At 43.8% G+C, this 12,727-nt stretch carries 11 protein-coding genes; 10 read left to right on the forward strand and 1 reads right to left on the reverse strand.

Annotation, left to right across the window (positions count from 1 at the left end; genetic code table 11):
- Positions 1-11 precede the first annotated feature (11 nt).
- The 9 genes from LF822_RS13480 to LF822_RS13520 all read left to right on the forward strand — a co-directional run bounded on the left by LF822_RS13480 (position 12) and on the right by LF822_RS13520 (position 10,267).
- A complete protein-coding gene (locus tag LF822_RS13480) occupies positions 12-1,685 on the forward strand; it encodes a long-chain-fatty-acid--CoA ligase (RefSeq protein ID WP_253924588.1) in 1,674 nt (557 codons plus the stop codon).
- Between the two features lie 99 nt (positions 1,686-1,784).
- On the forward strand, positions 1,785-2,648 hold the full coding sequence (locus tag LF822_RS13485; RefSeq protein ID WP_253924589.1) for a branched-chain amino acid ABC transporter permease: 864 nt from the start codon (positions 1,785-1,787) through the stop codon (positions 2,646-2,648).
- A 1-nt stretch (position 2,649) separates the two neighbouring features.
- Positions 2,650-3,681 (forward strand): branched-chain amino acid ABC transporter permease, encoded by a 1,032-nt coding sequence (locus LF822_RS13490; protein ID WP_253924590.1) that lies wholly within the window; start codon positions 2,650-2,652, stop codon positions 3,679-3,681.
- A 3-nt stretch (positions 3,682-3,684) separates the two neighbouring features.
- Positions 3,685-4,449, forward strand: a complete 765-nt coding sequence (locus LF822_RS13495) for an ABC transporter ATP-binding protein (RefSeq protein WP_253924591.1) — start codon at positions 3,685-3,687, stop codon at positions 4,447-4,449.
- Entirely contained in the window at positions 4,442-5,149 is a 708-nt protein-coding gene (locus LF822_RS13500; protein WP_253924592.1) for an ABC transporter ATP-binding protein, read from the forward strand. The genes LF822_RS13495 and LF822_RS13500 overlap by 8 nt, the downstream gene beginning before the upstream one ends.
- Before the next feature lie 59 nt (positions 5,150-5,208).
- Positions 5,209-6,441 (forward strand): ABC transporter substrate-binding protein, encoded by a 1,233-nt coding sequence (locus LF822_RS13505; RefSeq protein ID WP_253924593.1) that lies wholly within the window; start codon positions 5,209-5,211, stop codon positions 6,439-6,441.
- 83 nt (positions 6,442-6,524) lie between these two features.
- Entirely contained in the window at positions 6,525-7,712 is a 1,188-nt protein-coding gene (locus LF822_RS13510) for an acyl-CoA dehydrogenase family protein (protein ID WP_253924594.1), read from the forward strand.
- A 197-nt stretch (positions 7,713-7,909) separates the two neighbouring features.
- Positions 7,910-9,061: an acyl-CoA dehydrogenase family protein gene (locus tag LF822_RS13515; protein WP_253924595.1), complete on the forward strand. Its 1,152-nt coding sequence runs from the start codon at positions 7,910-7,912 to the stop codon at positions 9,059-9,061.
- Between the two features lie 18 nt (positions 9,062-9,079).
- Positions 9,080-10,267: a thiolase family protein gene (locus tag LF822_RS13520; RefSeq protein ID WP_253924945.1), complete on the forward strand. Its 1,188-nt coding sequence runs from the start codon at positions 9,080-9,082 to the stop codon at positions 10,265-10,267.
- Positions 10,268-10,317: 50 nt separating this feature from the next.
- Here the strand turns inward: LF822_RS13520 and LF822_RS13525 are convergent, their stop codons facing one another.
- Complete coding sequence (locus LF822_RS13525; protein ID WP_253924596.1) at positions 10,318-11,259, reverse strand: prenyltransferase; 942 nt, start codon at positions 11,257-11,259, stop codon at positions 10,318-10,320.
- Between the two features lie 185 nt (positions 11,260-11,444).
- On the opposite strand from LF822_RS13525, the gene LF822_RS13530 reads away from it, so the two are divergent.
- On the forward strand, positions 11,445-12,656 hold the full coding sequence (locus tag LF822_RS13530; RefSeq protein WP_253924597.1) for a CapA family protein: 1,212 nt from the start codon (positions 11,445-11,447) through the stop codon (positions 12,654-12,656).
- Positions 12,657-12,727 lie beyond the last annotated feature (71 nt).

Raw genomic sequence — 12,727 nt, forward strand, 5'->3', positions numbered from 1 at the left:
GGGATGTATTTATGCAGACGAAGCATTTTGAATTCTGGCCCAGATTAACGAAATCGTTAACTATTCCTGAGACTTCTCTTTACGATAACCTTCAAGTATCGGCAGCACGGTACCCAGAGCAGGAAGCGATTTATTATTATGGGAACTCCCTGACGTATCGTCAGTTGAAAGATGAAGTGGACAGTATGGCCGGGTATTTACAGCACCATCTTAAGGTGAGCAGCGGGGAGAAGGTGCTTCTGTTTATGCAAAATTCCCCTCAGTTCGTGATCGGTTATTACGCTATTCTAAGGGTGGGCGCAGTGGTAGTGCCGATTAACCCGATGCTAAAGTCTAATGAGCTGGATTTTTATATTAAAGACTGTGAGATTACGAATGGCATTGTGGGTCAGGAGCTTTTACCGGAAGTGGAGCCTTTACTGGAAACTACTACACTGGAACACCTTGTCGTTGCCGCTTATTCAGATTATAAAGGTGAACATTTTGAAGGCATTCCACCAGAGGTTGCTGCACCTGGAAAAAGGTTTGAAAACCCCAACTATTACGAATGGAATGACATTACAGCTGCAAATCTACAGCCACAGGATCTTACGACAGGAGCAGATGATTTGGCAGTTCTTCCTTACACTTCAGGAACAACAGGACTTCCTAAAGGATGTATGCATACGAACCGTACCGTCCAGGCCAATACAATAGGTGCTCATTTTTGGGCTAGAGCGACCCCTCACTCACGGAGTCTCATGACACTGCCGCTGTTCCATGTAACGGGAATGGTAAACAGTATGCACATGCCGATTTACAGCGGAAGCACGATGGTTATTATGACACGTTGGAATAGGGAGATGGCCCAAAGGTTAATTAGAGAACAGCAATGCACCCACTGGGTGACCATCAGTACGATGCTGGTAGATTTCCTTGCTAATCCGGAGCTTAAAGCAGAGGATGTCGCATCCTTAATCGGAATTTCCGGAGGAGGGGCAGCTTTTCCTAAAGCCCTTGGAGAGAAACTCTATACTTTAACGGGACTTGAGTTTACGGAAGGATACGGTCTTTCGGAAACCATTGCGCAGTCACACTTTAATCCACCGGAGCGTCCGAAAATGCAGTGTTTAGGTATTCCTTCTTTTGATGTTGACTCCCGGATTATTGATCCGGTTGACCACCGCGAGAAAGGACCTGGTGAAATAGGAGAGATTGTTGTCAACGGTCCTCAGGTGATGAGAGGTTATTATAACAGGCCGGAAGAAAATGAAAGCGCTTTTATTGAAAAAGATGGAAAGTTGTTTTTTAGAACGGGTGATATTGGCCGCTATGATGAAGAAGGTTATTTCTTCATTGTCGACCGGGTTAAGAGGATGATCAATGCCTCGGGATATAACGTATGGCCGACAGAAGTAGAGTCGCAGCTATATCATCATGAAGCAGTCGAACAGGCCTGTGTCGTAGGGATTCCTCACCCTCGTAAAGGAGAAGAGATTAAGGCCTTTATTATCCTGAATAAAAAATATGAAGGGGAGATTTCAGAAGAAGAAATCATCGAGTGGGCCAAACACCAAATGGCCGCTTATAAATATCCTCGTGTCGTAGAATTTAGAAAGGAATTCCCGACAACAGCCAGCGGTAAAATATTGTGGAGAAAGCTTCAGGAGGAAGAGATGGAGAAGTTTGAGGACACCAAAAAATAGATCAGTGCTGAGGGGAGGCGGAAGACGAACGATCTTAACTTACTAACTAGTCAGTAGGTATAACCTGCCTCCAATCAAAAAAGCTAAAGGGGTAGTTAAATGGAAATTTTAACGCAGCAGCTTTTTAATGGGTTGACCATAGGAAGTGTATACAGTCTTGTCGCTTTAGGTCTGACCCTCGTCTATGGAATTCTGCACATTCCTAACTTTGCGCATGGGGCCTTGTATATGCTCGGTGCCTATGTCACTCTCACCTCAATGCTGTTATGGGACTTTAATTATTGGCTGGCGATTTCGATATCAATAATAGTAGTTGGGCTTCTTGGTGTGTTGATGGAAAGGCTCGTCTTTAACCCGTTGAAGAATGCCCCGCCAATTCATGATAAAATCGCCGCTATTGGCATACTCCTGTTTCTCGAAGCATTTGCCCAGTTAATGTGGGGGGCGGACTACCGCTCCATGTCCACCCCTTATGGTGAAGTTGTGAATATATTCGGGACGACGGTGACGATGCAGCGTGTTCTTATTAATGTTGGAGCGGTTATTGTTATGATTACGCTTTACTTGTTTTTGAAAAAAACCATCGTTGGCTCGACTATTATCGCAATGGCGCAAAACCGTAAAGGAGCTCACCTCGTAGGAATAAATACAAACAAAGTAGCTATGCTCACATTCTTAATATCTGGTGCGCTGGCTGCAATTGCCGCTTCTTTATCGGCTCCTATTAATCTAGTATTCCCCGGCATGGGGCATCTAGTGATTTTAAAGGCATTTGTCATTATCATTCTTGGAGGAATGGGTAGTATACCAGGAGCTATTGTAGGCGGTTATATTCTTGGCTTCAGTGAAAGTCTAGGGGCCACTTATATTTCCAATGACTACAAAGACATCATAGCGTTTGTTCTCTTAATTATTATCCTGTCCTTTAAACCTCAAGGCTTGTTCTCTAAGGAGGGAGTCTAAAATGGGGCCACTTCAAAAAAAGCACCTAATCATCACAGGGCTCATAATACTGGCTGGAATCTTTCCTTTTATTAACCAAAATGATTATTGGCTGCACATTTTAACGTTATCGTTTATTTGGATGATTGCTGTTTATGGATTAAATCTTCTGGCCGGCTATACCGGTTACTTATCGCTTGCACACGCAGGATTCTTTGCAATAGGTGCCTACTCATTAGGTCTGCTCACAGTAAAAGCTGGGATAAACTATTGGGCAGCTTTAGTATTATCCTGTGTGATCACGAGCGTTATCGGTTTTCTTATCGGATTAATTTCCCTGCGTACAAGAGAACATTTCTTTGCCATATATACGCTGTGTGTCGGCTATGTAATCTATCTAGTCATTGATAAATGGGATAGTTTAACCGGGGGAGTGCGTGGGTTAATAGGCATCCCTGCGCCGTCCAATATCGGTCCCCTTTCCTTTGAGAGTACACTTTCACAATATTATCTCGTTTTGTTTTTCCTTTTAGCCACGATTTTTGTGATGTACCGTATCGTTCATTCCCTTTCCGGACGAACATTTATTGCGATTCGAAATAGTGAAGAACTAGCCGGCACAATTGGCATATCGACTATGAAAAACAAGCTGGTTGTATTCGTCCTATCGACTTTTTTCGCCGGGCTGGCAGGTGCTCTGTATGCTTCATTTATACGCTTTATTGGGCCTGATATCGGATATACTACCGTTATCTTTGACTTGCTTACGTACCTGCTTGTGGGCGGAATTGGAACCTTAGCCGGGCCGGTCGTAGGCACCATGCTAATAGTTTCTGTTTCTCAGTCGCTGCAATTCTTACAAGATTATCGAATGCTAATCTTTGGTCCGCTGCTTACGTTAATTATCATTTTTTATCCTAGAGGTATCGTTGGTTTCTTTAGTGATTGGTATAGGAAGAGACAAAGCACGAAGCTGCAGAGCCAGAAGAAAAAGCAGGTCAAGTCTAATATGGATGATGAGGATCTTCATGAAGACAGGGTCAAGGAGGGATGAATAATGTTTATTGAAACGAAAGAATTAACGAAGCAGTTCGGTGGACTGGCCGCTGTAAAGAATGTTGATTTTGCTATTGAAAAAGGAAAGATTAATGCGATTATAGGCCCAAATGGAGCAGGTAAGTCTACTTTTTTTAATCTAGTCAGCGGCTCTTACAGGCCAACTTCTGGACAAGTGTTTTATAAAGGAGAAAACATTACCAACCTTCCTTCTAATAAAATTGCAAAGCTTGGAGTGTCACGGACTTTCCAGACTACTAATCTATTTGAACAGGCGACTGTTCTGGATAACGTCATTGTAGGCCACCGCCTCCGCACCCAGTCTAATCTTCTGGATGCTGTGCTGCGGACAAAGCGCTATAAACGAGAGGAGAAACAGTGCAGAGATAAAGCCATGGAAGTTCTGGACTTTACAGGGCTCACTCATATTACGGACCAGCTGGCTGGGAGTATTACACAAGAGGAGAAAAAGCGGGTCGCCTTTGCTTTAGCTTTAGCAACCGATCCAGAAGTTGTTTTCCTCGACGAGCCTGCAGCCGGAATCAATCCTGGTGAAACGGAGGGGCTGGCTGAGCTTATGAAAAAAATGGTCAAAAAAGGAATTACTGTCTGCCTCATTGAGCACAAAATGCAGATGGTCATGAAGCTGGCTGAGAAAATCATGGTGTTAAACTATGGCGAAAAGATTGCAGAAGGCACAGCTGATGAAGTTATGAGTAATAAAAAGGTTATTAAAGCTTACTTAGGAGGGGACGCCAGTGCTTAAACTTGAAGGAGTATCAGTTAAGTATGGCAGCTTCTCAGCGATCAATTCGGTGGACATCGAAGTGGAGGAAGGAGAACTTGTCGTCCTACTTGGATCCAATGGAGCTGGTAAAAGTACAACGTTTAAAGCAATCAGCGGCCTTGAGAAGCCTGGTGAGGGAGACATTCTGTTTCAGGGGGATTCCATTAGAAAAAAATCTCCCGATCGAATCGTGAAAGCTGGGATTGTTCAGTGTGCAGAAGGTCGGGAGTTATTCAGCAGAATGACAGTATTTGAAAATTTAATTATGGGGGCTTATGTGCACCGGAAAAAGAAAGCGTTAGTAAAGAAATCACTAAGGAATGTGTATGAATTGTTTCCTATTTTAGAAGAAAAAAAGAATCAGGATGCGGGCTCTTTAAGCGGCGGACAGCAGCAAATGCTCGCGATCGGAAGAGCATTGATGACCAGTCCGAAATTATTGATGCTCGATGAACCTTCCATCGGCCTTGCCCCTCTCGTTGTTGAACAAATGTTTGAAGTGATTGAGCACATTAATAAAGAAGGGACCACCGTACTGCTGGCCGAGCAGAATGCAAATGCCGCATTAAAAATTGCAGATCGAGGCTATGTCTTTGAAAGTGGTTCTGTTGTTGTTAAAGGGGCCTCAAGTGAGTTATTTACAAATGATGCGGTCCGAAAAGCGTATATTGGAGCGTAATGGTGGAGTTCAGGGCAATGGTTAAAAAGGAATACCATTAATGGGGAGGAATTTTTAATATGAAAATTGTTCGATTACTTGCTTTCCTTATAATGCTGGCCTTGGTCATGATTCTAACAGGTTGTATTGATGATACATCGAATGATGCCTCCGGGGAAGATGAGGCAGAGGCGGATACGGACGTGGAAGAGCCTGAAACCGAAGAAGGGGAAGAAGTAGTCAATATCGGCTTTAGCGGTCCTCTCAGCGGCTCGGCAGCTTTTTATGGGGAACGCTCATTAAACGGAATGAAAATGGCTGTTGATGAAATTAACGAAGAAGGGTTTGAAGTGGACGGCCAGACTTACAAGCTTAATTTAGTACCGTTAGATGACAAGTATCTCCCTAATGAGACCGCCTCAAACGCGAAGAGACTTCTGCAGGAAAATGATACACCAATAATTTATTCCCCTCACAGCGGAGGCATTAAAGCCATGCAGGTATTTAATGAGGAAGAGGATTTTATTATAGGTGGTTATTCAAGTGAGCCGGGAATTACTGAAGAAGGCAACGATTTAACAGTTAGAATTCCTCCACGCTATGACGGTTACATGGAGCCTTTTACTGAGTATTCTATGGAAAGGTACGGGGAGAAAATTGCCGCGCTCCCGACATCATCTCAATACGGGAAAGACTGGTCGGAGAACCTGCTGCCTTACTGGGAAGAGCAGGGCGGGGAAGTGGTGTACGATTCGTCCATTGATTTCTCCAAGGAAACAGATTTCTTTACCACCGTAACCAATGCTCTGGAAGAAGATCCCGACGTACTATTTATCGGTGGACCATCAGAGCCTACTGCTAAATTAGCCAGCCAGGCGAGGGAACTGGGATTTGAAGGCGGATTTATCGTTATGGATCAAGCCAAGCTCGATGAAATGAGAAAAGTAGTAGAAGAAGAAACGTATGAACTTTTTGAAGGGTCTGTAGGTGTCACTCCTCTTGTGGATTCTGAGTATCCTGGCACTGATGAATTTGTTGAAAAATACCGTGCAGAGCATGAAGAAGACCCTGGCTCTGAAGCAGGGTTCCATTACGTATCCCTCTATGTCTTTATGGAAGCGATGAAGGAAGCCGGAACGGTGGACGAGCCTGCCGAAATCCGTGCTCACATGCAGGATGGGCTCGAGCAGCTGCCGGAAGATAAACAAGTGTATACAATTCCTGAGATAGGTGAAGATGGAGGATTTAACTCAGGCATCAGCATGGCAGCTGTAGAAGATGGAGAAATTGTTCCTATTGAAGTAGAAGAGTAGGACTGTCCAAACTTTGAAAAACCAATCGATTGAATGTTTCGATTGGTTTTTCTTAATTACACTTTTAAGGAGGAGTGAGTGAGTTGAATTTTGATTTAACAGATGAGCAGGAAATGGTAAAAAAAGTTGTCCGACAGTTTGTTGATAAAGAAATTAATCCTAATATTCAGGAATGGGATGAACAGGGCCACTTTGAACCCTCTATTATTAAACGACTGGCTCAGCTAGATTTAATGGGAGTATGCATCCCTGAAAAGTATGGCGGGAGCGGTATGGATTACAATACACTTGCCATTGTTTGTGAAGAGCTGGAACGGGGGGATACTGCCTATAGAACAGCGGTATCGGTCCATAACGGGTTAAACAGCATGACCCTGCTCCAATGGGGAAACGAGTCGCAAAAAGTAAAGTTTTTAATCCCTCAGGCGAAAGGAGATAAGGTTGGAGCCTTTGGCTTGACCGAGCCTAATGCAGGTTCGGATGTTGCTTCTTTACAGACCACGGCTGTACGCAGCGGTGATTCATATATATTAAATGGACAGAAAACGTGGATCTCCCTATGTGACTATGCTGATCACTTTCTTGTTTTTGCCTATACAGATAAAACTCAGAAGCATAAAGGAATTTCAGCTTTTATTGTAGAACGATCGATGCCGGGGTTCTCCTCTCACGCTATTAAAGGAAAATTAGGCATTCGCGCAGGCAATACCGGAGAGTTGTTCTTTGATAACGTGCAGGTACCCAAAGATAACCTGATTGGAGAAGAGGGAGACGGGTTTAAGATTGCTATGTCTGCTCTTGATAATGGAAGGTTCACCGTGGCTGCCGGAGCCTGCGGTCAAATTCTTGCCTGTATCGAAGAAAGTATAAAGTATTGCCATGAGCGCAAAACATTTGGGAAAGAAATCGGCAGACATCAGCTCGTGCAGCAGATGCTGGCTAAAATGGAAGCAGGGTATCAAATGTCCCGTCTTCTCGTTTTTCGAGCCGGTGAACTTAAAAATCAAGGAAAAAGAAACACGCGTGAGACTTCCTTAGCTAAATGGCAGGCATGTGATTTCGCCAATGAAGCGGCCAATGACGCAGTGCAAATTCATGGGGCTTACGGCTATTCTAATGAATATCCTGTAGAGAGATTTTTGAGAAATTCGAAGGCTCCGGTTATTTATGAAGGAACGCGTGAAATCCACACCGTGATGCAGGCAGAATATATATTAGGCTACCGGGCGGATAAACCGATATCCAATCCGCTTCCAGGCTGGGATGAGTGAGTAGAAACTAATAACTGATCTAAATTTGGTTTTATCATAAGCCGGGAATGAGCGTATTGGATTTATGGGCGTTTATTACCGTTTATGGGTCATTTCACGATTTTATGGGCGATAATTAAACTTTACGGGCGATAATTTCAACTTATGGGCAAATACACAAAATTATGGGCATTTATATGAAAAAGGACGGGATCACATTGGATTTTACCTTAGATGATGATATTCAGTTTCTTAAGAAGAATGTACGCAGCTTCGTTCAAACGGAAGTGGAAGCATCAGCAATGGAGATTGAGAAAGAAGATAAGGTGCCCCGTCGAATTATTGAGATGTCAAAGGACATGGGGCTCTTTGGTTTAAGTATTCCAGAAGAATATGGCGGATTAGGCATCGGTATGGTGGGAAAGTGTGCTCTCTATGAGGAGATTGGCGCCACACATAACGGGTTTACTACTTTAATTGGGGCACACACAGGAATCGGGACAGTGGGAATTGTTGAATTGGGCAGCGCTCCTCAAAAAGATAAATACCTGCCTGCTTTGGCGAGGGGTGATTCAATTGGTGCTTTTGCCCTGACAGAACCCTCAGCAGGATCCAATGCGACTAATTTAAAAACAACTGCCGTAAAGAAAGGAGACCGTTACCTATTAAACGGAACGAAGCATTACATTACCAACGCTCCTGATGCAGATATCTTTACCGTCATGGCTGTCACTGATGCCGGGAAAGGTGCAAAAGGAATTACTTCTTTTATTGTAGAAAAAGGTTTTCCCGGGTTTAAAATAGGGGCTGTGGAGCCGAAGATGGGTCTGCATGGATCCCAATCAGCAGAAATAATTTTAGAAGATTGTGAGGTTCCTGAAGAAAACGTACTTGGTACAGAGGGGCAAGGGTATGTAAACGCACTTAAAATTCTAACGAATGGTCGTGCAGGATTGGCTGCAAGAAACCTGGGGTCTTCACAGAAACTATTAGATTTATCGATGGAGTACGTCCAGGAACGTGAACAATTCGGAGTACCGATAATTGAGCACCAGGCCGTTGCACATATGATCTCGGAAATGGCTGTAGAGATCGAAGCTTTAAGATCCTTTACTTACCGGATCGCATGGATGGTCGATCAAGGGGAAAAGGTAATTAAAGAAGCTGCGATGCTGAAGCTGTATGGATCAGAAGTGTACAACCGTATAGCAGACAAAGCGGTGCAGGTTCATGGCGGCCTTGGTTATATTTCCGATTACCCTATTGAACGTTTTTTCAGAGGTGCGAGAATTACAAGAATTTACGAAGGCACCTCAGAAATTCAAAAAAATATCATCGCAGGACAGCTGAAAAAAGAATACAGCTCTTAAGCGGAAGGGAGGTTGATGATGATACAAGATTCGTTCGTAATAGTGAGTGCGGTCAGAACACCTATTGGAAAGTATGGAGGTTCTTTTAGAAATCTTTCATCTGGAGACTTAGCTTCGATTGTGATAAAGGAAGCGGTTGCTCAGGCAGGGATTCAGCCTGAGCAGGTAGATGAAGTTATTATGGGAGAAGTGAGGCAGACTACAGAATCTTCGAATGTAGCAAGAGTGGCAGCACTACGGGCAGGTATTCCAGAGACGTCCCCTGCCTATACGATAAATCGTTTATGCGCGTCAGGTATGCAGTCAATAGTTTCAGCTGTGCAGCAAATCACCTTTGACCAGGCCGATATCGTGGTAGCCGGAGGAACTGAAAACATGAGCCGCTCTCCTATATATCTTCGGAACTCCCGATTTGGAGGCGACCATCCTCAGTTAGTAGATTCAAACGTGGAAGCTGGGCAGCAGCCTAAGGAAATGTACGGAGAACACCTGGGAATGGGTCAGACTGCTGAAAATGTCGCGGAACGTTACAACATAGCGAGAGAGGATCAGGACTTGTTTGCCATGGAAAGCCAAAGACGAGCAGAGCAGGCTATTAAGGCAGGGCGTTTTCAACAGGAAATTGTTCCAGTTAAACTCGTAGAGAAAAAGAAATCCATTTTAGTAGAAATGGATGAGTACCCGCGTCCGCATACCACTATAGAAAAGCTTGCTGCGCTTCCTCCTGTATTTAAAGAAAATGGAACGGTAACAGCCGGGAATGCGTGTGGGCGAAATGATGGTGCGGCAGCAGTGGTCATAATGAAAAAATCCCTTGCTGTTTCTTTAGGGCTTAAACCCTTAGCTGAAATTGTAGACTGGGCTGCAGCGGGTGTTTCTCCAGAAGTGATGGGGGTGGGGCCTGTTCCTGCGGTAAAAAAATTATTAGATCGAACCAAATACAAAATACAGGATGTTGGCTTAGTGGAGCTGAATGAAGCATTTGCCTCTCAAGCTTTGGCTGTAATACGAGAGCTGGACTTGAATGATGAAAAGGTCAATGTCAATGGAGGAGCTATTGCTCTCGGCCATCCGGTAGGAGCAAGCGGAGCACGAATTATCACCACTCTCCTGCATGAAATGAGAAGAAGAGGAACTGAGTCAGGCTTAGCTGCTCTGTGCGCTGGCGGCGGACAGGGAATGGCAGTACTCATCAAACAACTATAGATAAGAAAAGCTGTAAATCTCCGGCCGGGAATTTACAGCTTTTGTTTCTATTAAAAAGGAGAGCCGATGAACACCCCCAGCCAAACAGCGTTGAGCATAGCTAATATCAAAATAGTCTTTTCATACGCTGAGACTTGTTGGTCATCCTCGACATTCATTTTAATTATAAGTACTATAGAAGCTCCTGCCAGTATGACCACTCCAGCTGCAGCCGTTATCCTTTCCGAACCTAACCATAATGAACACAATACAGTACATCCAAAATACATAATAGCGGGAAGAAGGCTGAACGCTAAGCCGAACTTTTCCACTGCCCATACGACACTTGTCCTTTTTGATGGTGATGCTTGACGGTCCGCTTCACGGTCAGGAATGTGATGCACCATGACCCAGGCTATACAGAAGAGAGCGTTAATTACCGCGTTCTGCCATACCCATTCAGGCAGGCTGTCTAACGATAACCAGGCTCCAGCTAAACCAAGGAATAAGACAGATGGAAATGTAGACAGCCACTCACCTAAAAAGGGACGGTAGCTCAACTGCAGAGGAGGAAGTGAATAGGATACAGCCCCCCAAACCCCGATAGACAGTAGGATCGCTAACTTAAAATAACCAAGAAATAAAAAAGTAATGATGCATGCTATGAGAAGTCCAATCAGCCATTTTCCAGCCTTCCAAAGATTCTCCGCAGAAACATAACCTGTTTGAATTACACGACTACCCCCGGATAAAATGGCCGGGCTATGCTGATCCGTTCCTGATAAATAATCCACGTAGTCGTTTAACATATGAGTGAGGACGCCGTGGATGATAAAGGCCCCTGCTGTAAGTAAAAAGAATAAAGACGTTAAATTAAGTATATTGAGTGGGGAGTAAAGGTATAAAGGGAGAATAGTAGAAACAATGGTAGCCATGCTGGAAGAGACAACAGCAATTGAACGAAGTAACAGCCAGCTTCCCCTTAGTACGGTTAAAGCTTGATGTACTGCCATAGAACACTCCTCCTTCTTCTAGATTGAGATACCCTTATTTGGAATCATTAAATCATAGATTAGAAATCCGCATAATGAAACAACAGATTGCGGTGGTCTAAAATGCTCTTTTCATAAATAGTTATAGGAACTTTTGGAAACCGTTTATCAGGGATAAAAGTCCAGGACAAAAGGTGGGGGATCGCTTGATTTATTGTCATGGAGTAGTCCATAATTCACTATTCAAACAGGCGGCTTTCCACTATGATGAATGGGAAGTTCTAGCAGGGCATCCAGGGGGAGGAAAAAATGTTTTGTTATTCATTTTGTTTGCTGCAGCATTAATTTTATCAGGTTGTTCGTTTGTAGAGGATTCGAAGGCAGCAGATGAGTTGACGTCTGTAAGTCATGCGGATAAAGCTCAGAGCGAGATGTCCTGGAAGGACGCAACAGCGCTGAAAGGGACAAATGAAGTGGGGCATGAATCTATAAATATCGTCGCTGCAGGAGATGTAATGTTTGAATGGTCGCTGGAGCAGACAATAGAAAAAGAAGGTCCTGTTTATCCATTTGAAAAAGTTTCCGACTCGATTTCCGAAGCTGATTATGCGTTAGTGAATTTGGAAACAGCAGTAACAGAGCGGGGCATGAAAGATCCCAAACAGTATAATTTTAGATCACCTCCTAATTATTTGGAAGGACTTCTATATGCCGGGTTTGATTTTGTCTCCCTGGCCAATAATCATACAAGAGATTATGGAGTTGAAGGCCTGACAGATACTCTTCACTATTTATATACATATAATGTGGATTATGCCGGCGCCGGCTACAATGAGTCAGATGCTTATAAAGCTAATACAGTAGAATTAAACGGGGAGACTGTAAGCGTACTGGCTTTCTCACAGGTTCTCCCAAGCACAGACTGGTATGCAACCGGCGGACAGCCAGGAATTGCAAGCGGCTATCAACAGCAGCGGTGTCTGGATTTAATTAAAGAAGCAAAAGAGAGTTCCAATTATACGATTGTCTATATGCACTGGGGTACTGAAAGCGAAGTAACGCCTGAAAAAGAAACAAGAGATTATGCAGAAGCCATGGTGAAGGCAGGAGCAGATGCCGTAATTGGTTCTCATCCTCATGTACTGCAAGGGTTTGAATTGATTGATGGTTCTCCGGTAGCATACTCCTTAGGAAACTTTCTTTTCCCTGATTACGTAGAAGGAGTTCAGGCACAGACAGGGCTGCTTCAATTGGAATTACATAATGGAAGTGTAGATATAGGATTCGTGCCTTGGAAGATAGAAGATGATCAACTTGTAAACCCGGGAACAGCTTATCAGGAAGAACAGTGGGCATACTTAGAAGAGATTTCTTATGGTGTTACTTTAGATCAAGGCGCCATTCGATCCACGGAATAATCATTAAGAGAAAAGCCTGAATCGATTGTTTGTGTTTTTGGAGAATTCCATACATACTAATTGGATGTTGA

Source organism: Halobacillus sp. A5 (assembly GCF_024189315.1).
Taxonomy (GTDB): Bacteria; Bacillota; Bacilli; order Bacillales; family Halobacillaceae; genus Halobacillus_A.

Coding starts and splice junctions, on each gene's coding strand:
- LF822_RS13480 (WP_253924588.1), top strand. CDS start 12: ATGCAGACGAAGCATTTTGAATTCTGGCCCAGATTAACGAAATCGTTA.
- LF822_RS13485 (WP_253924589.1), top strand. CDS start 1,785: ATGGAAATTTTAACGCAGCAGCTTTTTAATGGGTTGACCATAGGAAGT.
- LF822_RS13490 (WP_253924590.1), top strand. CDS start 2,650: ATGGGGCCACTTCAAAAAAAGCACCTAATCATCACAGGGCTCATAATA.
- LF822_RS13495 (WP_253924591.1), top strand. CDS start 3,685: ATGTTTATTGAAACGAAAGAATTAACGAAGCAGTTCGGTGGACTGGCC.
- LF822_RS13505 (WP_253924593.1), top strand. CDS start 5,209: ATGAAAATTGTTCGATTACTTGCTTTCCTTATAATGCTGGCCTTGGTC.
- LF822_RS13520 (WP_253924945.1), top strand. CDS start 9,080: ATGATACAAGATTCGTTCGTAATAGTGAGTGCGGTCAGAACACCTATT.
- LF822_RS13525 (WP_253924596.1), bottom strand. CDS start 11,259: ATGGCAGTACATCAAGCTTTAACCGTACTAAGGGGAAGCTGGCTGTTA.